The sequence below is a fragment of the Arthrobacter sp. SD1074B genome, assembly GCF_056780195.1.
This window is the reverse complement of the sequence record NZ_JBRAZT010000001.1, coordinates 962,431-989,417: the sequence shown is the minus strand read 5'-3', so window position 1 is coordinate 989,417 and position 26,987 is coordinate 962,431. Positions and strand designations below refer to the sequence as shown.

17 protein-coding genes and 3 rRNA genes are annotated in these 26,987 nt (G+C 65.6%); 9 read left to right on the top strand and 11 right to left on the bottom strand.

Annotated features, from left to right (window positions below):
• Positions 1–9: 9 nt before the first annotated feature.
• A complete protein-coding gene (gene purH / locus ACUYM2_RS04765; RefSeq protein WP_481599035.1) occupies positions 10–1,695 on the bottom strand; it encodes a bifunctional phosphoribosylaminoimidazolecarboxamide formyltransferase/IMP cyclohydrolase in 1,686 nt (561 codons plus the stop codon).
• 199 nt (positions 1,696–1,894) lie between these two features.
• Between purH and ACUYM2_RS04760 the strand changes: the two genes are divergently transcribed.
• On the top strand, positions 1,895–3,247 hold the full coding sequence (locus ACUYM2_RS04760; RefSeq protein WP_481599034.1) for an MFS transporter: 1,353 nt from the start codon (positions 1,895–1,897) through the stop codon (positions 3,245–3,247).
• Between the two features lie 84 nt (positions 3,248–3,331).
• Here the strand turns inward: ACUYM2_RS04760 and ACUYM2_RS04755 are convergent, their stop codons facing one another.
• Both ACUYM2_RS04755 and purN read right to left on the bottom strand, forming a co-directional pair.
• A complete protein-coding gene (locus tag ACUYM2_RS04755) occupies positions 3,332–4,264 on the bottom strand; it encodes a hypothetical protein (RefSeq protein ID WP_481599033.1) in 933 nt (310 codons plus the stop codon).
• A 129-nt stretch (positions 4,265–4,393) separates the two neighbouring features.
• A complete protein-coding gene (purN, locus tag ACUYM2_RS04750) occupies positions 4,394–4,963 on the bottom strand; it encodes a phosphoribosylglycinamide formyltransferase (protein WP_481599032.1) in 570 nt (189 codons plus the stop codon).
• A 39-nt stretch (positions 4,964–5,002) separates the two neighbouring features.
• On the opposite strand from purN, the gene ACUYM2_RS04745 reads away from it, so the two are divergent.
• Positions 5,003–5,434, top strand: coding sequence for a hypothetical protein (locus ACUYM2_RS04745; protein ID WP_481599031.1), 432 nt, complete (start codon positions 5,003–5,005; stop codon positions 5,432–5,434).
• Between the two features lie 31 nt (positions 5,435–5,465).
• Here ACUYM2_RS04745 and ACUYM2_RS04740 read toward each other — a convergent pair whose 3' ends face one another.
• Positions 5,466–6,788, bottom strand: a complete 1,323-nt coding sequence (locus ACUYM2_RS04740; RefSeq protein ID WP_481599030.1) for a cell division protein PerM — start codon at positions 6,786–6,788, stop codon at positions 5,466–5,468.
• Positions 6,789–6,953: 165 nt separating this feature from the next.
• Here ACUYM2_RS04740 and ACUYM2_RS04735 point away from each other — a divergent pair, with 165 nt between their 5' ends.
• The 7 genes from ACUYM2_RS04735 (at position 6,954) to ACUYM2_RS04705 (ending at position 16,996) form a co-directional block, all read left to right on the top strand.
• Positions 6,954–7,421, top strand: a complete 468-nt coding sequence (locus tag ACUYM2_RS04735) for a DUF4383 domain-containing protein (protein ID WP_481599029.1) — start codon at positions 6,954–6,956, stop codon at positions 7,419–7,421.
• A gap of 314 nt (positions 7,422–7,735) precedes the next feature.
• Positions 7,736–9,172, top strand: a complete 1,437-nt coding sequence (locus tag ACUYM2_RS04730) for a flotillin family protein (RefSeq protein WP_481599028.1) — start codon at positions 7,736–7,738, stop codon at positions 9,170–9,172.
• The gene (locus ACUYM2_RS04725) at positions 9,165–9,413 is read left to right on the top strand and encodes a hypothetical protein (RefSeq protein WP_481599027.1); all 249 of its coding nucleotides are present in this window, start codon (positions 9,165–9,167) and stop codon (positions 9,411–9,413) included. The genes ACUYM2_RS04730 and ACUYM2_RS04725 overlap by 8 nt, the downstream gene beginning before the upstream one ends.
• A gap of 133 nt (positions 9,414–9,546) precedes the next feature.
• Positions 9,547–10,758 (top strand): glycosyltransferase family 4 protein, encoded by a 1,212-nt coding sequence (locus ACUYM2_RS04720; protein WP_481599026.1) that lies wholly within the window; start codon positions 9,547–9,549, stop codon positions 10,756–10,758.
• Between the two features lie 185 nt (positions 10,759–10,943).
• The gene (locus tag ACUYM2_RS04715) at positions 10,944–12,731 is read left to right on the top strand and encodes a putative bifunctional diguanylate cyclase/phosphodiesterase (RefSeq protein ID WP_481599025.1); all 1,788 of its coding nucleotides are present in this window, start codon (positions 10,944–10,946) and stop codon (positions 12,729–12,731) included.
• A gap of 91 nt (positions 12,732–12,822) precedes the next feature.
• A complete protein-coding gene (locus ACUYM2_RS04710; RefSeq protein WP_481599024.1) occupies positions 12,823–14,925 on the top strand; it encodes a putative bifunctional diguanylate cyclase/phosphodiesterase in 2,103 nt (700 codons plus the stop codon).
• 187 nt (positions 14,926–15,112) lie between these two features.
• On the top strand, positions 15,113–16,996 hold the full coding sequence (locus ACUYM2_RS04705; protein WP_481599023.1) for a putative bifunctional diguanylate cyclase/phosphodiesterase: 1,884 nt from the start codon (positions 15,113–15,115) through the stop codon (positions 16,994–16,996).
• Positions 16,997–17,320: 324 nt separating this feature from the next.
• Here the strand turns inward: ACUYM2_RS04705 and ACUYM2_RS04700 are convergent, their stop codons facing one another.
• The 7 genes from ACUYM2_RS04700 to ACUYM2_RS04670 form a co-directional block, all read right to left on the bottom strand.
• Entirely contained in the window at positions 17,321–17,623 is a 303-nt protein-coding gene (locus tag ACUYM2_RS04700; protein ID WP_481599022.1) for an excalibur calcium-binding domain-containing protein, read from the bottom strand.
• A gap of 91 nt (positions 17,624–17,714) precedes the next feature.
• Positions 17,715–18,563, bottom strand: a complete 849-nt coding sequence (locus ACUYM2_RS04695; protein ID WP_481599021.1) for an SDR family NAD(P)-dependent oxidoreductase — start codon at positions 18,561–18,563, stop codon at positions 17,715–17,717.
• A gap of 488 nt (positions 18,564–19,051) precedes the next feature.
• A 5S ribosomal RNA gene (rrf, locus tag ACUYM2_RS04690) occupies positions 19,052–19,168 on the bottom strand.
• A gap of 248 nt (positions 19,169–19,416) precedes the next feature.
• A 23S ribosomal RNA gene (locus ACUYM2_RS04685) occupies positions 19,417–22,550 on the bottom strand.
• A 519-nt stretch (positions 22,551–23,069) separates the two neighbouring features.
• Positions 23,070–24,594 (bottom strand): 16S ribosomal RNA (locus tag ACUYM2_RS04680).
• The 16S, 23S and 5S rRNA genes sit together here, the layout of an rRNA operon.
• Before the next feature lie 670 nt (positions 24,595–25,264).
• Positions 25,265–25,639, bottom strand: a complete 375-nt coding sequence (locus ACUYM2_RS04675) for a MarR family transcriptional regulator (RefSeq protein ID WP_481599020.1) — start codon at positions 25,637–25,639, stop codon at positions 25,265–25,267.
• The gene (locus ACUYM2_RS04670) at positions 25,636–26,808 is read right to left on the bottom strand and encodes a TerC family protein (protein WP_481599019.1); all 1,173 of its coding nucleotides are present in this window, start codon (positions 26,806–26,808) and stop codon (positions 25,636–25,638) included. The genes ACUYM2_RS04675 and ACUYM2_RS04670 overlap by 4 nt, the downstream gene beginning before the upstream one ends.
• Between the last annotated feature and the right edge of the window lie 179 nt (positions 26,809–26,987).

Genomic DNA, 26,987 nt, shown 5'->3' with positions numbered 1-26,987 from the left:
CGCAGGATCCTAGTGGAAGAAGTGGCGCGCGCCGGTGAAGTACATCGTGATTCCGGCGGCGTTGGCCGCGGCGATCACTTCCTCGTCCCGGACGGATCCGCCGGGCTGCACGACGGCGCGGACGCCGGCGTCGATCAGGATCTGCAGGCCGTCGGCGAACGGGAAGAACGCGTCCGAGGCCGCAACGGCGCCGCGGGCCCGTTCCGGAGCGCCGGCGGCATCAGTGTTAGACGCCCCGCCGGCACCTTCTACATCGGACTCCACTGTGACACCCAGGGTGTTGGCCCGCTCGACGGCGAGACGGCAGGAGTCGAGCCGGTTGACCTGACCCATGCCGATGCCGACGGCGGCGCCGTTGGCGGCGAGCAGGATCGCGTTGGACTTGGCCGCGCGGCACGCCGTCCAGGCGAAGGCCAGGTCCGCCAGGGTCCCGGCGTCGGCAGCTTCGCCGGCGGCGAGGGTCCAGTTGGCCGGGTTGTCGCCCTCGGCGTCGACCTTGTCCGTGGCCTGGACCAGCATGCCGCCGGAGACCTGGCGGAACTCGGTCGGGTAGCGGCCGTAGCCCTCGGGCAGGGTGAGGAGGCGGATGTTCTTCTTCTTGGAGAGGATCTCCACGGCCTCGTCCTCGAAGCCGGGGGCGATCACCACCTCGGTGAAGATCCCGGCCACGGTCCGGGCCATGCCGGCGGTGACGGTGCGGTTGGCCGCAATCACGCCGCCGAACGCGGAGACCGGGTCGCAGGCGTGGGCCTTGGCGTGGGCGTCGGCGATCGGGTCCGCCGCGGAGGAGGAGCCCACAGCCACGCCGCAGGGGTTGGCGTGCTTGATGATCGCGACGGCGGGCTCGGCGAAGTCGAACGCGGCGCGCAGGGCGGCGTCGGCGTCGACGAAGTTGTTGTAGCTCATCGCCTTGCCGTGCAGCTGGTCGGCCTGGGCGATGCCGGCCGGGGCAGCCTTGTCCACGTACAGCGCGGCCTGCTGGTGCGGGTTTTCACCGTAGCGCAGCACCTCGGAGCGTTCCAGGGCGAGGCCGGCGTAGGCGGGCCAGTCGATCACGCCGTCGCCGTCCTCGTCGAGGAACTGGCTGGCGGTCCAGGTTGCCACGGCCGTGTCGTAGGAAGCGGTGTGCGCGAACGCCTTGGCGGCGAGCTGGCGTCGTGTTTTCAGGTCAAACCCGCCGGAGGAGGCCGCCTCCACCACGGAGCCGTAGGAGGCCGGGTCCACCACGATCGCAACGGCGGCGTGGTTTTTCGCGGCGGAGCGCACCATCGCGGGTCCGCCGATGTCGATCTGCTCGACGACGTCGTCCTGCGCGGCGCCGGACTTCACGGTCTCCACGAAGGGGTAGAGGTTCACGACGACGAGGTCGAACGGCTCGATCGCCATGTCCTCGAGGGTCTTCATGTGGGCCGGGACGCGGCGGTCGGCGAGGATGCCGCCGTGCACGCGCGGATGCAGGGTCTTGACGCGGCCGTCCAGCATCTCCGGGGACCCGGTGACTTCCTCGACCTCCTGCACCGGGATTCCGGCGGCGGCAATCTTCTTGGCGGTGGAACCGGTGGAGACGATTTTGACGCCGGCTTCATGCAGGCCCTTCGCGAGTTCCTCCAGACCGGTCTTGTCGTAAACCGAGATGAGGGCCCGGCGGATGGGAACACGGTCGATGGATACACGCTCAAGCTGCGTAAAGCTCACAAAAGTCTCCGTCTTATATCGCGGCGCGGCCGCGGGTGGTGGGGATGCGGCCAGTTTATCGCGTCGCGGCTCCGGCGGTCCCCGCCGGGTGCCCGCGCGCCGGAGTGTGAAGCTTCCCCGCTGGCGCGCCCCGCGCGCCGGAGTGTGCAGCTTCCCCGCTGGAGCGCCCCGCCACGTAGAGTTTTCCCAGGAGGCCGAGATGAATACTTACACCACTGTGCCCAGCGGCGAACAGGTGGTCCAGGAACTGCCGTGGCGGTGGAAGGTCCAGGGCCGGATTTTCCTGATCGGCGGCCTGGGCTTTATGTTCGACGCGTGGGACGTGACCCTCAACGGCATCCTCATTCCGCTGCTGTCCACACACTGGTCCCTGAGCCCGGGCGACGCGGCCTGGATCGGCACGTCGAACCTGATCGGCATGGCCCTGGGCGCGTTCGTCTGGGGCACCATCGCGGACACGATCGGCCGGACGAAGGCCTTCACCGCCACGCTGTTGATCTTCTCGATCTTCACGGTGCTGGGCGCCTTCTCCCCCGATTTCCTCTGGTTCGTCGCGTTCCGGTTCATGGCGGGCTTCGGCCTGGGCGGCTGCATCCCGGTGGATTACGCGCTGGTGGGCGAGTTTACGCCCCGCAAGCAGCGCGGCCGGGTCCTCACGGCGATGGACGGCTGGTGGCCGATCGGCGCGGCGTTGTGCGGCTTCGTCTCGGCCGGACTCATCGCCGTCTACGCCGACTGGCGGCTGACCATGCTGATCATGGTGCTGCCCGCGCTGCTGGTGTTCTGGATCCGGCGCAGCGTCCCGGAGTCCCCGTTGTTCCTGATCCGCAAGGGCCGCCGGGAGGAAGCCGCCTCGGTGATCGACGACCTCGTCGCGGCCACCGGCGCCGAGGCCCGGGTCTACAGCCTGCCCGAGCCCCAGGGCGCGCCCCGGCTTTCCGCCGGCAGCGCCTGGACGCAGTTGCGCGCACTCTGGCAGTTCAACTGGAAGATTACGACGGCGGCCTGGGCCTTGTTCTTCAGCATCCTGCTGGTCTACTACCTGTCGCTGACCTGGATGCCCCGGATCCTGATCGGCGCCGGCTTCGAGGAGTACAAGGCGTTCCTCACGACGGCGTCGATGGCCGCCGTCGGCCTGCTGGGTGTGGTGGTCGCCGCGCTGCTGGTGGAGCGGACGGGCCGCAAGTGGATCCTGGCCGTCACCGGCCCGCTGTCGGCGCTGACCCTCGTGATCGTCGCCGTCGTCGTGGACATCCCGACGGCGGCCGTGTTCTGGCTGCTGGTGTTCGGTTTCGTGGTGCAGGTGGCCATCCCCGTGCTGTACGCCTACGTGTCCGAGCTGTACCCGACCGAGCTGCGCGGCTCAGGCTTCGGCTGGGCCTCGACGTTCTCCCGGCTCGGCGCCGGCTTCGGACCGCTGGTCTTCGCGGCGTTCCTGTGGCCCGAGTTGGGGCTGGCGACGTCCTTCGCGCTAGCCGGCGGCCTGGTGTTGATCTCGGTGCTCTGGATGGCGTTCTTCGCCCCGGAGACCAAGCAGCGCCGCCTGGAATAGCTCCCCACGGGCCCGCCGGCCCGCCAGCCCAAGTAACTGGCAGCAGGGGACGTTCTGAGCCTTCAAAACGTCCCCTGCTGCCAGTTACTTGGGTTGCCATCCGCGGCCGGTGAGCGCGGCACGGACCTTCGCGACGGCGGCGCGTGCGTCGTCCTCCATGTGCCGTCTCGAGATCCGCACCAGGATCCAGCCAGCGCTACTGAAGTCCTCTTCCCGCGTGATGTCGCGGACCACCTGGGCAGTCTCGGAATGCCCATCGCCCTCGTACTCGACGGCAACCCTGCACTCCGGATAGGCGAGGTCCGGCTGGCGTAGGACGCCGGGGCGCAGGGCCGTGAGCAGGTTCAGATTCGGCTCCGGCAGTCCAGCACGGCACAGCGCGAGCCGGAGCCTGGTTTCAGGGGCGGAATCCGCGCCGATCCGGGCCTGCTCCAAAGCGAGGCGGGCCTTTCGAATGCCGGGTGTGCCCTTGTGCCTGTCCAGCATCTCGGCCAGCTCAGCCGGGCTGGCATACGGATCCACCCGGGATTCAAACTGCGGCCGCGGACGGCGCAGCAGGTGGTCCGCCACCACGGTAAGTTCGTCCACACTCATCTTCCGGGCACAGTCCAACCACGTCCTGGTCCGTGTGGTGACCAGAACGCCGTCGATGGTGGTGATTTCGTCGGCGAAGAACTGCCCAACGTGGCCGATAACACCCCTGCGCCGCGGTATGGCCATTGAGTCCGGCCGGGAAATATGGATACCCGGAGCGTCAGAGCCCGGCAGGAAACCAGGGAATTCCCAGATCAAGAAAGCCGTCGCATGGGAGGCTGCCGAAAATTGCGTTACCAAGGTCAGCGGCCGGGCACGAAGCTTCACTGCGATGGGACCGGCGGGCGGCGTCCGAATCCCGCGGCTCGGTACGTGCAGCGAACGATGCTTGAGCCGGCGCCGGCTGACACCGGCGTCGGCGGCCTCTCGCACGGTAAACGGCGCCTCGCCAAGCGGCGCCGGGAGCGCCCGGGGTGTTTTCATCCACCCATCGTCGCAAAACCCCGTTGCGTCCTGGAGAGTTATCCACAGGCCTCGGCCCATGCACCCAACTGACTCACAGCAGGGGCCGTTTTGAGCGCCCAGAACGGCCCCTGCTGCTAGTCAGCTGGGTTAGTCGGCAGCGGCGGCGAGCGACTTCAGCGTCGACACCAGCAACCGGCGCTCCACGATCTTGATCCGTTCGTGCAGGGTCTCCTCGGTGTCGTCCTCCGCCACGCTCACGGCCTCCTGGGCGATGATCGGGCCGGTGTCGACGCCGGCGTCGGCCCAGTGCACCGTGCACCCGGTAACCTTCACGCCGTAGGCCAGGGCATCGCGGACACCGTGCGCGCCCGGGAAGGCCGGCAGCAGTGCCGGGTGGGTGTTCAGGTACTTGCCGCCGAACGCGCCGATGAAGTCCGCGCTGACAATCCGCATGAACCCGGAGGAGACGACGACGTCGGGCCGGTACGCGGCGACGGCGTCGGTGAGGGCGGCGTTCCAGGCGGCGCGGTTCGGGTAGGCCTTGAAGTCCACTACGAAGGTCGGGATCCCGGCGGCCGCGGAGCGCTCCACCCCGTACGTCCCGGGCCGGTCCGCGCCGACGGCGGCGAGCTCCACGTCCAGTTCGCCGGACTTGACGGCGTCGATGACCGCCTGGAGGTTGGAGCCGGTGCCGGAGACAAGGACAACTATGCGCATTGACTTAGCTTAGGGGGCCGCTCGCGTACGCTGGAAAACATGAATTCCCCCCAAGAGCCCCGCGGACCCCAGCAGGGCCGGAACCCACGGAGCGAGGCGGCCAAAGAGTCGCTGCTGCGCACCCACAATCTGTTCCGCATGTTCATCGTGGTGGTGCTCGGGGCGTTCTTTGTGTACCAGCTGGACATCAATTACCTCTGGCTCACCGCCATCCTCACCGCGGCCGCCCTGGTGCTCGGCGTGGTGCTGATCGTGCGGGCGCTGAAGCTCAAGGAATCCCGCCTGGTGCTGTTCGGGACCCTCTCCGGGCTGGTGGTCTCCGTGGTGATGGTGCTGATCATCCTGGCCTCGGCCGTCTTCTTCACCCAGATCCGGGACTACCAGCAGTGCGCCCGCCACGCTCTCACCGAACAGGCCGCCTCGGCCTGCCGGACGGAGCTGGAGAAGTCCCTGCCCGCCCAGCTGCGCTAAGCGGCCCAGGCGTCCGGCTCAATCCACCGGTTCAGTCGGCGTCGGCCACAGGTTGCAGTTCCGCCTCGTGCAGCTTCTGCCGGCGTTCCAGCCAGGGGCCGGCGGCATAACCGATCACGACGCCGACGCCGGTTTCCACCGCCACGAACAGGCCCGTCGTGAGCGGGTCCGGGCCGATGTCCGTGAGCCGTCCGATGCCGGCGGAGCCGCGCGCAAGCCAGGCCAGTGCCGCCGCGAGCAGCCCCGCCACGGCGCCGATCATGGCGCCCAGGACCAGGGTGGAGACGGTGGCGGTGAACCAGCGCGCCTTGACTTTGATGGAGAGCCATTCATCGAAGTGGTTTTCCCCCTCGCGCAGGAACCACCAGCCGGCCAGGAGCCCGGCGAGGGCCGGGACCACCAGGGCCACGAACCCGTAGTCGAGTGCGCCGGAGGGCAGCGCCGCGAACACCGGAATGGACGGCAGCGGCCCGACGGCGGTGGCCAGCGGCCCGGCCTGCGATCCGGCGCCGAGCGCGAACCCCGAACCGGAGGTCCAGGCGAGCGCGAACACCACCAGGTTCGGCAGGTAGCCCAGTTGCGCGATGGTGAGCGCCGAGCCGCCCACCGGGCCGGCGTCGAGCGCTTCATAGACGGCAATAACCAGGTTCCAGTGGATCAGGAGGTCCACGGCCAGCAGGCCGGCCGCCATCGCCAGGGCGGCCATGGCTGCCACGAAGCCGGCCTTGGCGGCGGAGCCGAGGTAGGAGCCGGCCCAGCGCGAATGCTGGCTGGTGCGCGAGAGCCACGCGACGGCGTCGACGCCGATCAGCCGGCTCCAGGAGCCTGCTTCCCGGCGGGCGCCGATCACCATGCCCAGGGCGACGGGGATCAGCGGAACGATAGAGGCTGCCCAGAGGCTCACGCCGACCTCGGAGGTGCGGCAGACAAAGCCGGTGGCGAACCCGAACGCGCCGTACATCAGCCAGGAGCCGAGCAGCGCCTGCCAGAGCTGGTCCGTGTAGGACGCCCGGGCCAGCCGACGCCCGGCCCGCCAGGCAAGCAGGAACGGGATGAGTGTCAGCCCGAGCGGGATCAGCGACAGGGTGCCGGACTCCGCCCGGACCGCGGTACCGCCCCCGACCGTTTCCAGCAGCAGCGGAACGCCGTGGATCAGCAGCCAGGCCTGGCCGGACAGCCGGGCGAGGAATTCAAAGCCGCCGTCGCGGAATCCGGCCGTGGCCCAGACCGCGACGATCGGGGCAATCACGGCGAGCGCGGAGATCACGGCGGCCTGCGCGGACTCCAGCACCCCTTGCAGCCATAACGGCATCGGAAGGCCACGGTTCCCGGTCTGATCAGCGCGCAGTTTCATCGTGTTCCATGGTGCCACGCGGGCGCCCCCGCGCCGGGTTCCGACAGGCTCAATCCCCCGGATTTCCGGCCGCCAGGAACGCTGAAGCAGGCCCCGGGGCGGCGCTTTTTCCGCTACCCCGCCGTAAAATTTTAAGTGTCCGCAATCAGTGGTTGGAGGCAGAAAATGACTACCGCATCCCCACATGCGCACGGCGTGCATTTCGGACGGACAGATGTCCAGAACGTCGGCATGGGTGTGGGTATCGTCCTTATCGTGGTGGGCGTCCTGGGGTTCATCCCGGGCATCACCACGCAGTACAGCGAACTGAGGTTCCTCGGGCCTGATTCCAGGGCACTGTTCCTTGGCCTGTTCCAGGTGTCCATGCTGCTGAACATCGTTCAGCTGGCCATCGGCGCCACCGGCTGGGCCATGTCCCGCAACGGCATGGGAGCCCGGAACTTCCTGATGGGCTTCGGGCTGCTGTACATCGTCCTCAGCGTGTACGGGCTGATCGTCGGCGTGGGGTCGGCGGCCAACTTCCTGTCGTTCAACACCATGGACAACTGGACCCACATGGTGCTGGGCGTGGCAATGATTGGCGCCGGCTGGCTGCTTTCGCGGCATCTGGCCGATGACGCACAAACCCGGTAAGCGAACCGGGAAAAGGGAGCCGCGAATGAGGACAGATTCTCAGTAATCCAACAAATTCGTACTACCTGCTGGTGCGGGCACCTGGAGCTTTGTGGGGTCCGCACCAGCTTCCTTTTGCCCCTCCGGTTGCCGTGCGTCGTGCGTACGACGCCGGGGTCCCGGCCGCCGCGGTTCCCGCTGCTGTTCCTACCAGCTGTTCCGGCCAGCTGTTCCGGCCGCCTGTTCCGGCCAGCTAAAGCTGAGTCACCAAATGCTGGACTTATTCAGCGGCGGCGGCTCACACTGGCCTGACCCACCGACGTGAAAGGGTTGCCATGCCGGACTTGTCAGCGTTTATCCCGTTCCTCGCGGTCCTCGCCGGGGCGCTCGTCGTCGTCGCCGTCATCTGGGTGGCGGTCAAGCTGATGTGGAAGGTGGCGGAACCGAACGAGGCCCTGATCATTTCCGGCCTGACCCGCGGAACCCTCGAGACGCGGGACGGCATGGACTTCAAGATCGTCACCGGCAAGGGGGCGCTGGTGTTCCCCGGGCTGCAAACCGTGCGGACGCTGTCCCTGACCCTGAACGAGACGGAACTCAAGGTCTCCTGCGTCACCTCCCAGGGCATCCAGGTGATCGTGGAGGGCGTGGTGATCTACAAGATCGGGGACGCGCCGCCGTTCATCGCGAACGCCGCGCGCCGGTTCCTCGGCCAGCAGCCCAAGATGCAGAGCCAGGTCTACAACGTCTTCGAAGGACACCTGCGCTCCATCATCGGCAGCATGACCGTGGAGGAGATCATCCGCGAGCGCGACAAGCTCGGCTCGCAGGTCCGCAGCGCCAGCGGGGTGGAGATGGAAAAGCTCGGTTTGGTGGTGGACTCGCTCCAGATCAAGGACCTCCAGGACCCCACCGGCTACATCCAGAACATCGCCAAGCCGCACATCGCCCAGGTGAAGATGGAAGCCCGAATCGCCGAGGCCACCCGGAACCGCGAGGCTGCCGAGCGGGAGGCGGAGGCGGCCGCGCAAATCGCCGACGCCCAGAGCCTGTCCGCGATCAAACAGTCGGAGGCGCAGGCCAACGCCGAACGGGCCCGGGCCAACGCCGCCCAGGCCGGACCGCTCGCCGAAGCCACCGCGCGGCAGCAGGTGGTGGTGCAGGAAACCGAGGTGGCCAAACTTGAGGCCGACCGCGAGGAACAAAAGCTCCAGACCACGATCCGCAAGCCCGCGGACGCCAAGGCCTACGCCAAGCGCACCGAGGCCGAGGGGCAGAAATCCGCAGACATCAGCGCGGCCGAAGCGCTGGCCCGCCGCACCGAACTCGAGGCGCAGGTCAACGCCCGCCGCACCGAACTCCAGGCGCAGGCCAACGCGACGGCGGCCGCGGCTGCCGCGGGCGCCACCCGTGTCACCGGTGAAGCGGAGGCCGCCGCCACGAAAGCGCGCGGTGACGCGACGGCGTCGTCGATCAAGGCCAAAGCGCTGGCCGAGGCCGAGGGCATCAAGGCCCGCGGCGAGGCCCTCGGCACCAACCAGGACGCCGTCATTTCGCAGCAGCTGGCCGAAAACATGCCCGCCATCATCGCGGCGGCCGCCGAGCCGTTCGCCCACGTCGGGCAGCTCACCGTCCTCAACGGCGGAGAGGGCATCAACCGGATGATTGGCGGCATTCTGGCGCAGGTCGGCGACTACCTCCCTGCGCTGCGGACGGCGTTGAAGGACGGCCGGCAGCCAGCCAAGCAGCCGCCGAAAGCCCCGGATGCCTAGGAACGTCGACCGGAGCCTGACCGGCAGGATCGGCCGGGTGACCGGGAGGGTGGCGCCGGGCATCATCGGGGAGGTCATGCTGCCGTTCCGCGGCGGGACGAGTGCCTTCCACGCCCACCCGTTCGACAAGGAGAGCGTCTTCGCCGTCGGGGACGAGGTGCTGGTGATCTACTACGAGCCGCCGCAGACGGTCTACGTGGACGAACTCCCGGACGTGTTGCGGCACGAACCGCGCCGCTGACGCCGGCCCTTCCGCATGAACCGCGCGGGGCAGCCGCGGGACCCAGCCCCCGTACCTGCCTGTTCACCCACGCTTCCCCCGTTCGCCACACCGGAGACCCCGCACCGTCAGCCGCCGGGACCACGGTGGAGGCGTGAGGATCGCACTAGTCGCCGAATCATTCCTGCCGCAGATGAACGGGGTCACGCACTCCATCCTGAGGGTCCTGGAGCACCTGCAGACCCGCGGCGACGAGGTTTTGGTGATCGCACCGTCCACGCAGGACACCGCTGTGCCCGCCGAGGTCCATGGCGCCCAAGTCCACCGGCTGCCTTCCGTACCGTTGGCCGGCTACAGCAACGTACGGGTGGCGTTGGGCGGTGTGGCCCGGGTCAAGCGAATCCTTGCCGACTACGCCCCCGACGTCGTCCACCTCGCGTCGCCATTCGTGCTCGGCTGGCGGGCAGCCCAGGCCGCGCACCAGCTGGGCATCCCCATCGTTGCCATCTACCAGACCGAGGTCCCTGGCTACGCGGCGCGCTACGGCGTCCCGTTCCTGGAAAACTGGGCCTGGAACCGGGTGGAGCAGATCCACCTGCTCGCGACGCGCACCCTGGTTCCGTCCACCTTTGCGCGGCACCAGTTCCTGGGCCGCGGCATTCCGCGGGTCCACATGTGGCGGCGCGGCGTGGACACCCGGCAGTTCAGTCCCGGGAAGCGCGACGACGCGTGGCGGGCCTCCGTGGCCCCCGGCGGCGAGCGCATCATCGGCTACGTCGGCCGGCTCGCGGTCGAGAAGCAGGTTGAGGACCTGGCGGTACTCGCCGATCTGCCCGGCACGCGGCTGGTGATCGTCGGCGGCGGGCCGCAGCGGGAGGCGCTCGAGGCCGCGCTCCCGGACGCAGTCTTCACCGGGTTCCTCGGCGGCGAGGAACTGGCCCGGGCCGTCGCGTCGTTTGACCTCTTCGTCCACCCCGGCGAGTTCGAGACCTTCTGCCAGACCATCCAGGAAGCCATGGCGTCGGGGGTCCCGGTGGTCGCTACCGGCCGCGGCGGCCCGCTGGACCTGGTGAAGAATTCACGGACCGGCTGGCTTTATGAACCGGGCGACCTCGCCGCGCTGCGGTCCCGGGTGGCGGACCTGACCGGCGACGACGCCAAGCGCCGCGCTTTCGCCGCCGCGGCACACGCCTCGGTCCAGGGCCGGACCTGGCACGCGCTGGGCGAGGAACTGGTGCGGCACTACGAAGCCGTCCTGGCCGGTTCAACAAGCCCAGGCGCAACCAACGCCCGCTCAACCGGCCGCGGCGCCACCAGCCCCGGTGCCACCGCCCCCGGCATTGCCAGCAGAGGAGCAACCCTGTGAAAATCTCCGTGATCGGCTGCGGCTACCTCGGCGCCGCCGACTGAGCAGGCGGGCCCAGCGGGAGCGCCGTAACCCGCCGGGCCGCCGCCCCGTGGCGTTCGGGCCGCGCCACGCCCCCTATGATTTCTGAGGGGAGGATTCACCATGCACCAACGTTGGTCTCAGATTTGTTCGGTTTCGGCCGCGTGAGCACTTCCGCGCGCGCCGAAGAGGACAGCCGGCTCCGCGAAGCGCTGTCCCTGCTCTCCGCCACGCTGGAGTCCACGGCGGACGGCATCCTGGTGGTCAGTGCCGAGGGCCGGATCTCCTCCGTCAACAACCAGTTCCTCACCATGTGGGGCATCCCGCGCGAGCTCGTGGACACCGGCGACGACGATTCCGTCATGGGCTCCGTGCTGGGCCAACTGCAAGACCCCGAGCCGTTCCTGGCCAAGGTCACGGCCCTCTACGCCGAACCGGAAGCAGAGAGCCACGACGTGCTGCAGTTCCGCGACGGACGCACCTTTGAACGGTATTCGCGCCCGCAGAAGGTCGGAGACCAGGTGGTGGGCCGCGTCTGGAGCTTCCGCGACGTCACCGGAGCCCGGCGCGCCCAGGAGCAGATTAGCCAGGCGATGGCCGACCTCGCGCAACAGGCCAGCCAGCTGAAAGCCCTCGCATTCCAGGATCCGCTGACCGGGCTTTCCAACCGCCAGCTCTTCAACGACTCCCTGGAGCACGCCCTCGCCGGACCGTTCGGGACCGCCGTTGATGTCCTGCTGCTGGACCTGGACGACTTCAAGGAGGTCAACGACGTCCACGGCCACCATGCCGGCGACCAGATGCTGATCGAAGTGGGCCGCCGGCTACGCGCCTGCGTCCGGCCCAGCGACGTTGTAGCACGGCTGGGCGGCGACGAGTTCGTGGTCCTGCTGGTCGGTTCGCTCGACGCCGACGCAGCTGCCGAACGGATCGTCGAATCCCTCAAGCTCCCGGTCTGGATCGACGGCACCATGCTGAGGCCCGGCCTGAGCCTGGGCCTGGCGTCCATCAGCGAGGACGCCGTCGACGCCTCCGAGTTGCTCCGCCGCGCCGACATCGCCATGTACGCGGCGAAGACCGCCGGCAAGAACCGCTACCTGCGCTTCCGCCCGGAAATGATGACCGCCCTGCTTGAACGCACCGACCTCGAAGCCGGGCTGCGGGCTGCCGTCGACAGCGGGGAGATCGCGGTGCACTACCAGCCGATCGTCTCCACGGGGCTGGGCACGGTGGTCAAGGTCGAGGCGCTGGCGCGCTGGAAGCGCGACGGTGTCCTGGTCCCCCCGCACCAGTTCATCCCCGCGGCGGAGCGCAGCGGCCTGATCGTCGACATCGGCGCCGAGGTTCTGCTGCGCGGCTGCACCGAGCTGGAGCCCTGGCTCTCCGCGGATCCCATCCGCTCCCTCGCCGTCAACGTCTCCGGCGTGCAGCTGCAGCAGGGAAATTTTCCCGAGTTGCTGCTCGCCACCGCCGGCTCCTGCGGGGTGGATCCGCACCAGCTGGTCCTGGAGGTCACCGAGAGTGTCTTCTTCGACGACGACTGCCAGGTCCAGCGCCAGCTCGTGCAACTCCGCCGCGCCGGCGTCCGGGTGGCGCTGGACGACTTCGGCACCGGCTACTCCTCGCTGGGCCGGTTGCAGGATCTTCCGGTGGACACGCTCAAGATCGACCAGTCCTTCGTCGCCATGATCCACAAAGACACCGAGCGGCTTCCTATCCTGGATTGCATGATCGACATGGCGCACGGCCTGGGACTGACCGTCACCGCCGAAGGCGTCGAGACCCGGGAACAGGCCGAATACCTGATAGGCCGCAGCTGCGATTCCCTGCAAGGATTCCTGTTTTCCCGGCCCCAGCCTGCGGACCGGCTGCCCGCCGCGATCTCCGCATCGGCCGGGACCATCACCGGCCTGCGCCACGACACCTCCGCCCGAACACAGCCGGTGCTGTGATTTGGGTCTCATGCCCTATGATGCTTGAAGCTTACTGACCACCGCCCTGCCGGTGGCTTCGAATACCGTACGCCGGGGGGGTGGCATCGACGTGGAACAAGGATTGGCGGAAATCCTGCTGACGCAGGGTCCTGACGCGTTGCTGCAGCTCACCACCGACGGGATCATCTCCTACCTCAATCCCGCGGCGGAGCGCCTGTTCGGTTACTCCAAGGAGGAGTTGATTGGCGCCGCGCACCACCGATTGCTGGTGGAAGACGAACGCGGCGGCTTCCTTCGGGTCCTGAGCCGGCTGGGCCGTGCCGGCACATCGGGGACGGGGCCCTTCCCCGCGGTCGGGCTGCACCGTGACGGACGGGAAATCCCGCTGGAGGTCACCTGTTCGCTGGTCATGACGCCGGCCGGGACATCGATGGCGGTGGCGGTCCGCGACACCACCCACCGCCAGGACGACGACGCCGGCCGCCGCCACGCCGTCTCGCTGCTGGACGCGACGCTGGAGACGACGGCGGACGCCATTGTGGTGGTGTCCAACAGCGGCCAGATCACCGGCGTCAACGAACAATATCTGCGCTTGTGGGGCATGCCGCGGGAAATCCTGGCGGAGGAGGACGCCTACGCCCTGGTCAAATTCATCGCCAAGCAGCTGGTTGCCCCGGACTGCTTTAAGGCCAAGGTTGCCGAGCTCTACGCCAACCATGAGCTGCACAGCCACGACCTGCTCGAGTTCCAGGACGGCCGAACCGTGGAACTGAACTCACGCCCACAGAAGGTCGCCGACGAAGTGGTGGGCCGGATCTGGAATTTCCGGGATGTGACGTCCCGGACGGTGGCGCAGGACCAGGCCCGCCGGGCCCTCGACGAGCTGGCCCAGCAGGCTGACCAGCTCAAGGCCCTCGCGTTCCAGGACCCGCTGACCGGGCTGGCCAACCGCATGCTGTTCAACGAGCGGGCCACAGCCGCGCTGGAGTCCCCCGGCCCGGTGGCGGTGCTCCTGCTGGACCTGGACGATTTCAAGGAAGTCAACGACATTCTGGGCCACCACGCCGGGGACCAGATGCTGGTGGAGATTTCCCGCCGGTTGCAGAACTGTGTGGGCCCGCACGGAACCGTGGCCCGGCTGGGCGGCGACGAGTTCGTGGTGCTGCTGGTGGGCTGCAACGACTCGGACGCGGTGGCGCAGCGGATCGTGGCCACGCTGAACGCCCCGGTCTCCATCGAGGGCACCCTGATGCGCCCGGGCCTGAGCCTGGGAGTGGCGGCCCGCGGAACGGAGGGTGTGTCCTCCTCCGAGCTGCTCCGCCAGGCGGACGTGGCCATGTACGCCGCCAAGGAAGCCGGCAAGAACTGCTACGTGCACTTCCAGCCGGAAATGCTGACCACCCTGCTGGAACGCACCCAGCTGACCGCAGGGCTGCGCCGCGCCGTCGAACTGGGCCAGATCAAGGTGTTCTACCAGCCGGTGATCTCCACGAACCGGCGCGAAGTGGTGCAGTACGAGGCGCTGGCCCGGTGGGAACGCGACGGGGTGCTGATGGCACCGGACAGCTTCATCCAGACCGCGGAACGCAGCGGCCTGATCCGCGGCATCGGGTCTGAGGTGCTCCGGCAGAGCTGCACCGAGCTGCGGCCCTGGCTGGCCGAGGATCCGGGGCGGACCCTGGCTGTGAACGTCTCCGGCGTGCAACTGCAGCACAAGGACTTCGCCGAACGGGTGCTGGACATCGCGGCGTGGAGCCGGGTGGATCCGCACCAGCTGGTCCTGGAAGTCACCGAGAGCGTGTTCTTCGACGCCGCCTCGCACGTGATCCAGCAGCTGATCAGCCTGCGCGCGGCGGGTATCCGGGTGGCGCTGGACGACTTCGGTACCGGATATTCCTCGCTGGGCCGGCTGCAGGAGCTGCCGGTGGACGCGGTGAAGATCGACAAGTCTTTTGTGTCCATGCTGCACACCGGCGAGGAGCGGCTCCCGATCCTGACCTCGATGATCCACATGGCCCACAGCCTGGGCCTGAGGGTAACCGCGGAGGGCATCGAGACGCCCGTCCAAGCCCGGTACCTGATGGATCACGAGTGCGATGCCCTGCAGGGCTACCTGTTCTCCCGGCCGGTGCCGGCGGCTGACCTAATGACAGCCGTTGCGCAGTCCCGAGAGGCCATGGAGGCGTTGCAGGAAGCCGCGGTGGCCCCCTGACAGCACGGGTGTCTGGACACCCGGACGACACATTCGCACGCTTTCGGGAATACCGTCCGGGCGGCACGGAACTGTGCTACCGAGCACATATGATTTCAGCAGGCGCGGCCCGCGGCGAACCTCAACCCGGTTCCCGACGGTGCCCGCCCACATTCACAAAACCATCGCTTTGGGGGCAGCACACATCATGGACGCAGCGTTCGCACAGACAGTGCTGGAGCACAGCCCCGACGCCCTCTTGCTGCTGGCCCCTGACGGGTCCATCACCTTCCTGAACACTGCCGCGGAGCAGCTGTTCGGCTACTCCCGGGCGCAGCTGCTGGGCGCGGACTACAGGTTGCTGCTGACCGAAGCTTCCCGGGAGGGCTTCCACCAGGTCCTGGCCGGACTTGAGCGTCCGGCGGACGCCGCGCGGACGCCTTTCACCGGCGCTGGCCGCCGCGGCGATGCTTCCGAGTTCCCGCTGGAAATCACCTGCTCTGCGCTTCCCCCCGCGCCCGGTGCGGGGGGTGCCGCCGCTCCGGCCGGCACCATCGCCGTCGCCATCCGCCCCGCTGTGGGCCGGGGTCAGCACGCCCTGGCCGCACAGTCGGGCGCCGCGCAGTCTGCTGCTAATCGGTCCCCAGTCCTGCCCGACGGCGGCACGCCGGCGGGGGCCGCCGCAGCGGGAGCCGCTCCGCGCCGTCGGACGTTCAGCGAACTGGAGGCCGAACTGGTGCCCGGTACCACGGGCGTCCTTCCCCGGCTCTCGCCCGCCGAGCAGGACGACCAGCTCAAGGCGGCCGTGCTGCGGGACACGCTGACCGGACTGCCCAACGGGACGCTGTTCAACGAACGCCTCGGAGCGGCACTGCGCCGGCCGGAACCGGTGGACGTGCTGCTCCTGAACGTGGACGACTTCAAGAGCTACAACGACATGCTGGGCCGCTCCGCCGCGGACGAGCTGCTGGTGGAGGTCGCCAGCCGGCTGCGCAATTGCGTCCGGCCGCACGACACCGTGGCCCGGCTGGGCGGCGACGAGTTCGTGGTGCTGCTGACCGAGTGCCTGAACGCCGGCGCCGTGGCGAAGCGGATCTCCGAGTCCCTGTACGTCCCGGCACGGGTCGGCGGCTCGCTGGTGCGGCCCGGGGTGAGCATGGGACTGGCGTCCAAGACGCCGCAGACGCTTGACGGCGCGGAACTGCTGCGGCAGGCGGACTCGGCCATGACGGCTGCCAAGGCGGCGGGGAAGAACACCTGGCTGCAGTTCCGCCCGGAGATGCTGAACACGGCCGCGCACAAGGCCCAGGGCGAGACCGGGCTCCGGCAGGCGGTGGAGCTGGGCCAGATCTCGGTCCACTACCAGCCGGTGGTGTCCCCCGGACTCGGCGCCGTGGTGCAGTTCGAGGCGTTCGCGCGCTGGGAACGGCACGGCAAGCTGGTACCGCCCAACCAGTTCCTGCCGGTGGCCGAGCAAAGCGGCCTGATCCGTGAGATCGGGGACGAGGTCATGCGCCGGGCCTGCGCCGAGATCCGGCCCTGGCTGGCCGGCGACGCCGCATACAGCGTGGCCGTAAACGTCTCCGGCCTACAGTTCCAGCAGCGCGACTTCGCTACCGACGTGCTGGGCATCGTCGCCTCCACCGGGGTGAACCCGCGCCAGCTGATGCTCGAGCTGACCGAAAGCGTGTTCTTCGACGCCGACTCGGACGTGCTGCGCCAGCTGGCGCAGCTGCGCGAGGCCGGCGTCCGGATCGCGATGGACGACTTCGGTACGGGTTACTCAACGCTGGGCCGGCTGAAGGAACTGCCGCTGGACAACGTCAAAATCGACCGGTCCTTTGTCGCGATGATCAAGACCGGCAAGGAGCACCTGCCGTTCTTCCGCACCATGATCAGCGCCGCGCAGAACCTGGGCCTGAAGGTCACGGCCGAGGGCATCGAGACCCCGGCGCAGGCCAAGTACCTGATGGACCTGGGCTGCGACTCGCTGCAGGGCTACCTGTTCGCCAAGCCCGCCCCGGCCAGCGACTTGGCCGGCACCATGGAAAGCGCCCTGACGGCCATCGACAAGGTCGAAGCCGCGGGTTAGCCAGCCCTGACACTCCCGCAGCTCCTGAGCCTTCAGGCGCGACGCTCCCGCAGCTCCCGCAGACGTGGGCGCATCGCTCCCGCAGCTCCCGCGGACGTGGGCGCATCGCTCCCGCAGCTCCCGCAGACGCAGGCGTGACGCTCCCGCAGCTCCCGCAGACGTGGGCGTGACGCTCCCGCCCAGTTCTCCGCCGCCGCAGCCCTTCAACTGGAGGCTGCGGCCCGGGCTGGCACGGATCCTTCGGCCAGCCCGTCCTAAGAACCGGGCGGGAACGTCAGGAGCGGGACCCCAACCGCCTGGCCGGGGCTGTGCGCCCGGCTCGGGTTAGCGCTTCTCGCAGGCGATGCCGTCGTTGTCACGGTCGAGGTCGTACTCGCCGCGGTGCCGGACGGCGCCGCCGTCGTTGTAGCTGTACAGGGTGTTGTCCACGCGGAAGGTAGTGACCCGCGTGGCGCTAGTTTTGTCCCGCGCACCCTTGCGGCCGACCCCGTGCGGATACACCTTGTTGAGCTCGGTGCAGTTCTTGTATGACTTCGGCGCTGGCGCGGCAGAAGCCGGCACGGCCGTGCCGCTCAGGACGACGGCACTGGCCGCCAGCGAGGCAATAATCAGTTTCTTCAGGCGCACCTTCGAGCACTCCCCCAATAGAAGCCCTCGGCCGCGTGTCGGCGAGGGGCAGGGAAATGCTATCCCACGATTCCTTTGATCGGGGCCAGGCTTAGCCGCGGGGGTCGAGCCTGTCAGAGTCCTGGGCCACCATTGCGGCGCTGCGCTCCCACAACTCCCGGGCCAGCTCCGCGTCGTAGGCCTGCTTGTTGGCCTTCGCCAGCGCCCGTTTGGCGTAGTAGGCGCCGGGTACCCAGTCCTGCCCCGGGACGGCCGTGGTAAGCCACACCAGGGTGTCTGCGCCCTGCTCCGGGGACAGCATGAACCTGTTGAGAAAACTCCGGTACATAAAGCGGAAGGGGCTGGTGGTGTCTGCGGCGAAGTTGGTAGCCACCACGCCGGGGTGAAACGCCGCCGTCGAGATGCCTGCCGCGTGGTAACGGTTGTGCAGTTCGGCCGTGAAGAGGATGTTCTCCAGCTTCGCGTTGCCGTAGGCGAGGTTGGCGGAGTACTTGTTCGCGAGCTCCAAGTCGTCGATGTCCAGCCGCCCGTAGAGCGAGTTGGCGGCGCTGGAGGTGTTGATGACCGTGGCCTTGCTGGCGGTGAGAGTGTCCAGCAACTCGGTGGTCAGCAGGAACGGTGCTAGGTGGTTGATCTGGAAGGTCTTCTCGTGGCCGTCCACGGTGAGCTGCCGGGCACCCATGATGCCGCCGGCGTTGTTCGCCAGGACGTCGATCCGCGGGTATTTCTCCTTCAGTTGCGCGGCGAGCCGGCGCACCTGCGCCAGGTCGGCGAAGTCGCTGACGAAATAGTCCGCCCCGGTCTCCGTCGCGATGCGCTCGGTTTTCTCTGCGGAACGCCCGACGACGACGACGTGCTCGCCTTGCGCGGCGAGGGTCCGGGCCGCGGCCGCGCCGATCCCGTCGCTGGCGCCGGTGATGACAATGGTCCGTGCAGTCATGGGGTCTCCCGAGTTGGTTGGTTCAAGCTACTCAAGGGTAATCAACGTTGGAGGGCCAGCCGGTGTTCCGTCCCTCCCCGACGCTCCCGCAGTCGTGGCACGCCCCTGACCGACGCTCCCGCAGACGTGGCACGCCCCTGACCGACGCTCCCGCACTTTTGACCGGCTTTAGCGCGACGCTCCGGCAATTGCTGCGTGCCGGCGGCGGCAGCCATCGTCTGCAGGGCCCGTGCAGGAGTCTTGGTCTCCGGCAGCGCTCCTTGATCGGATGCCGTTTCTGCGGGAGCGTCGCGATGATGGGTACCGGTGCTGCGGGAGGGTTGGTGGCTTGCGGGCAGGTTCGGCGGGAGGGTGTGGGTGGTGGGCGTCTCTGGTGTGGGAGGGTGCCGGTTTTGGGCGTCTCTTGTGCGGGAGGGTTTGGTGGTGGTGTGGGTGTTTAAAGAGCTCAGGCCCCGACACGTGTGTGTCGGGGCCTGGCTGTAATGGTTGTCCGGCGGTGACCTACTCTCCCACACCCTCCCGGGTGCAGTACCATCGGCGCTGTGGGTCTTAGCTTCCGGGTTCGGAATGGGACCGGGCGTTTCCCCCACGCTATGACCGCCGTAACCCTGTGTCCGCGCCCTGGTCCGGCCCTTGTTCGGGGCGTTTCCGGGGTGGGAAATCTGGTGGTTACAACATGTTCGCTGCATTGGTGGTGCAGTTGTGGTGTTGTTATTCAGCTGTGGGTTTCCGTGCAACGTGCCCGTGGCGGGTTTGTTGGTTGGGAACCACATAGTGGACGCAAGCAGTCTTGTTTCTTTGTACTTCTCCGCTGGTGTGAACGTCTTTTGAATCCGTTCACGCGGGGAAGTGTGTGGTGTAAGTTATCGGCCTATTAGTACCGGTCAGCTTCACGAGTCGTTAGTCCTCGCTTCCACATCCGGCCTATCAACCCAGTGGTCTGGCTGGGGGCCTCTCACACACAAGGTGTATGGAAATCTCATCTCGAAGCGAGCTTCCCGCTTAGATGCTTTCAGCGGTTATCCCATCCGAACGTAGCTAATCAGCGGTGCACTTGGCAGTACAACTGACACACCAGAGGTTCGTCCGTCCCGGTCCTCTCGTACTAAGGACAGCCCTTCTCAAATTTCCTGCGCGCGCAGCGGATAGGGACCGAACTGTCTCACGACGTTCTAAACCCAGCTCGCGTACCGCTTTAATGGGCGAACAGCCCAACCCTTGGGACCTACTCCAGCCCCAGGATGCGACGAGCCGACATCGAGGTGCCAAACCATGCCGTCGATATGGACTCTTGGGCAAGATCAGCCTGTTATCCCCGAGGTACCTTTTATCCGTTGAGCGACGGCCATTCCACAATGTACCGCCGGATCACTAGTCCCGACTTTCGTCCCTGCTCGAGATGTCTCTCTCACAGTCAAGCTCCCTTGTGCACTTACACTCGACACCTGATTGCCAACCAGGCTGAGGGAACCTTTGGGCGCCTCCGTTACTTTTTAGGAGGCAACCGCCCCAGTTAAACTACCCATCAGGCACTGTCCCTGACCCGGATTACGGGCCGAAGTTAGATGTCCAAAGTGACCAGAGTGGTATTTCAACGATGACTCCACCCGAACTGGCGTCCGGGCTTCAACGTCTCCCACCTATCCTACACAAGCCACTCCGAACACCAATACCAAACTATAGTAAAGGTCTCGGGGTCTTTCCGTCCTGCTGCGCGTAACGAGCATCTTTACTCGTACTGCAATTTCGCCGAGTTTATGGTTGAGACAGCGGGGAAGTCGTTACTCCATTCGTGCAGGTCGGAACTTACCCGACAAGGAATTTCGCTACCTTAGGATGGTTATAGTTACCACCGCCGTTTACTGGGGCTTAAATTCTCAGCTTCGCCTTGCGGCTAACCGGTCCTCTTAACCTTCCAGCACCGGGCAGGAGTCAGTCCGTATACATCGTCTTGCGACTTCGCACGGACCTGTGTTTTTAGTAAACAGTCGCTTCCCCCTGGTCTCTGCGGCCCCTGCACGCTCCGGACAGCTAGTGTCCATCACGATGGGGGCCCCCCTTCTCCCGAAGTTACGGGGGCATTTTGCCGAGTTCCTTAACCATAATTCTCTCGATCGCCTTAGTATTCTCTACCTGATCACCTGTGTCGGTTTGGGGTACGGGCGGCTAAAACCTCGCGTCGATGCTTTTCTAGGCAGCATAGGATCACCGAATCCCCCCATACGGGGGTCCCGTCGGGTCTCAGGCATCATGAACGGCGGATTTGCCTACCGTTCGCCCTACATCCTTAGACCGGGACAACCATCGCCCGGCTCGGCTACCTTCCTGCGTCACACCTGTTAATACGCTTGCCTCCCAGGATCAGGTCCCGCGCTCCACCAAAACCCTCACACCACAAGGGTGATCGGGCAGGTCTCGGGCGGTTAGTATCCCCTGTTCAGCATGGGCGGTTTTTCGCCGGTACGGGAATATCAACCCGTTGTCCATCGACTACGCCTGTCGGCCTCGCCTTAGGTCCCGACTTACCCAGGGCAGATTAGCTTGACCCTGGAACCCTTGATCATTCGGCGGACGGGTTTCTCACCCGTCTTTCGCTACTCATGCCTGCATTCTCACTCGTGTAGGCTCCACCGCTGGTTTACACCGCGACTTCACTGCCCACACGACGCTCCCCTACCCATCCAGACGCCTGAACCACAAGGGCTTAGCTAATATCTGAATGCCACAACTTCGGCGGTGTACTTGAGCCCCGCTACATTGTCGGCGCGGAATCACTTGACCAGTGAGCTATTACGCACTCTTTTAAGGATGGCTGCTTCTAAGCCAACCTCCTGGTTGTCTTCGCAACTCCACATCCTTTCCCACTTAGCACACGCTTAGGGGCCTTAGTTGGTGGTCTGGGCTGTTTCCCTCTCGACTATGAAGCTTATCCCCCACAGTCTCACTGCTGCGCTCTCACTTACCGGCATTCGGAGTTTGGCTGACGTCAGTAACCTTGTAGGGCCCATTAGCCATCCAGTAGCTCTACCTCCGGTAAGAAACACGCAACGCTGCACCTAAATGCATTTCGGGGAGAACCAGCTATCACGAAGTTTGATTGGCCTTTCACCCCTACCCACAGCTCATCCCCTCCATTTTCAACTGAAGTGGGTTCGGTCCTCCACGACGTCTTACCGTCGCTTCAACCTGGCCATGGGTAGATCACTTCGCTTCGGGTCTAGATCACGCCACTGCAACGCCCTGTTCAGACTCGCTTTCGCTACGGCTTCCCCACACGGGTTAACCTCGCGACGTAACACTAACTCGCAGGCTCATTCTTCAAAAGGCACGCCGTCACAACTACACAGCAAGCTGCGGTTGCTCCGACGGATTGTAAGCACACGGTTTCAGGTACTGTTTCACTCCCCTCCCGGGGTACTTTTCACCTTTCCCTCACGGTACTGGTCCGCTATCGGTCATTAGGGAGTATTTAGGCTTATCAGGTGGTCCTGACAGATTCGCACGGGATTTCTCGGGCCCCGTGCTACTTGGGATACTTCCCAGGCGGCACACTACATTTCGGTTACGGGGCTCACACCCTCTCTGGCCGGCCTTTCAAGACCGTTCACCTATGCACATGCTCTCACCCCACTGTCCCGGCAGAGACAGAACGGAAAGTCCCACAACCCCGACCATGCAACGCCCGCCGGCTATCACACATGGAACGGTTTAGCCTGATCCGCGTTCGCTCGCCACTACTAACGGAATCACTATTGTTTTCTCTTCCTGCGGGTACTGAGATGTTTCACTTCCCCGCGTTCCCTCCACGCACCCTATGTGTTCAGATGCGGGTCACCAGATCACTCGCGCGTCTGGCGGGGTTTCCCCATTCGGACACCCTGGGATCACAGTCCGGTTATCGACTCCCCCAGGCTTATCGCAGATTCCTACGTCCTTCTTCGGCTCCTAATGCCAAGGCATCCACCGTGTGCTCTTAAAAACTTGACCACAAAAGATCAAGGAGTAATTTTCGAGAAAACCACGGAAACCACACCATCACCACAACAACACCCAAACAGGGCACCACCGCAGCAACAGCACAGATCCAGGTTCATATTTCTTGGAAATTGCTTCTTATAAAAGATGCTCGCGTCCACTATGTAGTTCTCAAACAACAACCCCATACCACACACCCCACACACCCGGACCCCCGAAAGGACCCACCAGTGCATGCTCGCTGCAGCCGGGAAACCAGAAACACAAGTCCCGGGAACTTTTCAATCCCCGGTCCTGTTGCCTCAGGACCCAACAGTGTGCCAAACACTAAACCGCACAACCCCCGCCCCCGCCGTTCCAGGACACTCAAGAGCATCCGTACTGGGCAAGAACAAAACCACGCGGCCGCTATTTGCTGATATTCCACCCGTGAGCACCCGCCGCAGAACAAACGCCTGCGCAACGGGCCTACTCCTGACAACACCACCACACCCGCATACACGGGGCAGGGTTGCTGTAGGTGCTCCTTAGAAAGGAGGTGATCCAGCCGCACCTTCCGGTACGGCTACCTTGTTACGACTTAGTCCCAATCGCCAGTCCCACCTTCGACAGCTCCCTCCCACAAGGGGTTAGGCCACCGGCTTCGGGTGTTACCAACTTTCGTGACTTGACGGGCGGTGTGTACAAGGCCCGGGAACGTATTCACCGCAGCGTTGCTGATCTGCGATTACTAGCGACTCCGACTTCATGGGGTCGAGTTGCAGACCCCAATCCGAACTGAGACCGGCTTTTTGGGATTAGCTCCACCTCACAGTATCGCAACCCTTTGTACCGGCCATTGTAGCATGCGTGAAGCCCAAGACATAAGGGGCATGATGATTTGACGTCGTCCCCACCTTCCTCCGAGTTGACCCCGGCAGTCTCCCATGAGTCCCCGCCATTACGCGCTGGCAACATGGAACGAGGGTTGCGCTCGTTGCGGGACTTAACCCAACATCTCACGACACGAGCTGACGACAACCATGCACCACCTGTGAACCGGCCCCAAAGGGGAAGGACTGTTTCCAGCCCGGTCCGGTCCATGTCAAGCCTTGGTAAGGTTCTTCGCGTTGCATCGAATTAATCCGCATGCTCCGCCGCTTGTGCGGGCCCCCGTCAATTCCTTTGAGTTTTAGCCTTGCGGCCGTACTCCCCAGGCGGGGCACTTAATGCGTTAGCTACGGCGCGGAAAACGTGGAATGTCCCCCACACCTAGTGCCCAACGTTTACGGCATGGACTACCAGGGTATCTAATCCTGTTCGCTCCCCATGCTTTCGCTCCTCAGCGTCAGTTAATGCCCAGAGACCTGCCTTCGCCATCGGTGTTCCTCCTGATATCTGCGCATTTCACCGCTACACCAGGAATTCCAGTCTCCCCTACATCACTCTAGTCTGCCCGTACCCACCGCAGATCCGGAGTTGAGCCCCGGACTTTCACGGCAGACGCGACAAACCGCCTACGAGCTCTTTACGCCCAATAATTCCGGATAACGCTTGCGCCCTACGTATTACCGCGGCTGCTGGCACGTAGTTAGCCGGCGCTTCTTCTGCAGGTACCGTCACTTTCGCTTCTTCCCTACTGAAAGAGGTTTACAACCCGAAGGCCGTCATCCCTCACGCGGCGTCGCTGCATCAGGCTTGCGCCCATTGTGCAATATTCCCCACTGCTGCCTCCCGTAGGAGTCTGGGCCGTGTCTCAGTCCCAGTGTGGCCGGTCACCCTCTCAGGCCGGCTACCCGTCGTCGCCTTGGTGAGCCATTACCTCACCAACAAGCTGATAGGCCGCGAGTCCATCCAAAACCACAATAAAGCTTTCCACCCCCCACCATGCGATGAGGAGTCATATCCGGTATTAGACCCAGTTTCCCAGGCTTATCCCAGAGTTAAGGGCAGGTTACTCACGTGTTACTCACCCGTTCGCCACTAATCCCCCAGCAAGCTGGGATCATCGTTCGACTTGCATGTGTTAAGCACGCCGCCAGCGTTCATCCTGAGCCAGGATCAAACTCTCCGTTGAAGAAAAACAGACACAACCAGGCACCACGGGAAAACGCGGAACCAGGCTGCACAAAATTTGAAACCAGCTAAAAACACCGAACCCAACCACGGGGTGGCAGATCCGGCACAATCAACCAATTCAATACAAAATTGGTATCAACAAACTTGGCACACTATTGAGTTCTCAAACAACAGACACACCCGGCACCACCCAAACCCAACGGTCCAGGATCGCTCCGGAGCAACTTTTCAAACTTACCCGAGTCCCTGACACTTTGCAAACCAGCGTTACCGCGATTCCCAAACCCACGAACAGGGCCCCCACCATGAATCAGCGCGCAACATTCCACGCCATTTCCAGGCCGTTTATCAGGGGGTCGGTCGCTATCTTTCCGCTTCAGCGGCGGCGACTCGAACTACTTTACACACGAACCTGACCGGGAACAAATCGGCCTCCGGGGGTGCCTGCGGGGCGTCATAATCCCCGGAATGGCACGGATTTCAGCCGCCGGAACGCAGCCAAAGCACCCGGCCGGCCGGCGTCGAGCCTGTATGGAGTAGATCACAGTCCGCGCAGGCAACGCCGGGCCGCCGGGGACGCGTGCGTCCCCGCGGGGACGCCGCGAGCCTCCCCGGCGGATCGACGTGCACCGGCCGGTGGACCCGCCGAGCGCCGGCCTGCCTCAGGTTCACGAATCCCCCGGGGCCGGCGGGACGCCTTTCGCCCGCCCCGCCACGGCGGACGGTGAAAACAGGCCGATCAGTCCGTCGATTTCCCCACCTGCCACAGCGGGGTGGCGGAAGTGCTGGTGGGGTTCGATGGCATAGCGCGTCCGCCGCCCGTCCCGCCTCCGGTGCAGGTAGCCCGTGTCTTCGAGGTCCTTGAGGATCTGCAGGGTGGAGCGGGTGGTGATCCCGACCCTGGCAGCGATGTCGGTGACGCGGGCTTCCGGGTCCGCCGCCACGGCCAGCAGGACGTGCCCGTGGTTCGTGAGGAAGGTCCAGGCCGGGCGCAAAGATGCGGACGGCGTCGGGGGCAGCGGAGGTTGCACGCCGTCGTTCACCTGCGCTCACTTTCCGCGGACGCGTTCGTGCCGCTCCCGGATTCCCCTGCACCGGATTCGTCGGTGCGGCGCTCTCCGGCGTCGGCCGGGACGACGTCGGACGCCTCAGCGCCGCGCTCCCCCGCGTCCCCGCCCCGCGCCGTCGTGGGGTTGCTCCCAACTCGGCCCCGCCGCCACAGTGGTTCCAACTCGGCGATTTCCGCGGCCGTCGCCGTCCCGAACGGAGCGTGCACCGGCCCCGCCGGAGCCTTGCGCTCCTGGCCGCGGGTGGCCCAAAGGCTCGCACCGATGGACACCCCGAGGATCGTCGCGATGACGCCCAGGGACAGCGGGGTGGGGATGTAGTAGATGTCGATCTTGAGCAGCATCTTGATGCCGACCCAGACCAGCACGAGCGCCAGGCCGATCTTGAGGTAGATGAACCGGTGCATCAGGTCGGCGAGCAGGAAGTACATGGCGCGGAGGCCAAGGATCGCGAAGGCGTTGGCGGTGAAGACCAGGAACACCTCGTCGGTGACCGCAAAGATCGCGGGGATCGAGTCGACGGCGAAGATGATGTCCGTGACCTCGACCAGGGCCAGGACGGCCAGCAGCGGGGTAGCCAGCACCAGCCCGTCCTTTCGGACCAGGAATTTCTGTCCGTGGAACTTGTCGGTCATGGGCACGTACCGGCGGAAGAGCTTCAGCGCCCGGGATTTCTCCGGTTCGGGGTGGTCGTTGCGCTGGCGGATCATCCGGTAGCCGGTGAAGAGCAGGAACGCCGCGAAGAGGTACAGCACCCACCCGGCGCTGGCGATGATGGCGGAGCCCGCGGCGATGAAGATGCCGCGGAAGACCAGGGCGCCCAGGACACCGAGGAACAGCACCCGGTGCTGGTACTCGCGGGGTACCGCGAAATACGTGAAGACGATGGCCCAGATGAAGACGTTGTCCACGGCCAGGGATTTTTCGATCAGGTAGCCGGCGAAGTACTGCTGGCCGAACTCGGCCCCGTACAGCTGCCACACCAGCACGCCGAAGCCGACGCCGAACGCGACCCAGACGGCGGACCACAGGGCCGCTTCACGGACGCCGATCACGTGCGCTTTGCGGTGGGCGAACAGGTCTACCGCCAGCATCAGGACGATCACGCCAAGGACGGCCAACCAGGCCCACAAAGGAACATTCATCGAAGAGCACCCGCTTCCAGTCAGTGAATACCAACCGGAGGTCTCTCCCGGCCCCAAAGGGCCTGCCCGCCGGGCCGCTCAGGGGCGGCCGTACTGACGACGGAACATTTAGGGGATACTCCCCTCCACCCAATAAGTGAAGCACACTTCACCTATACCGACAATGGTGAACTGCAGGG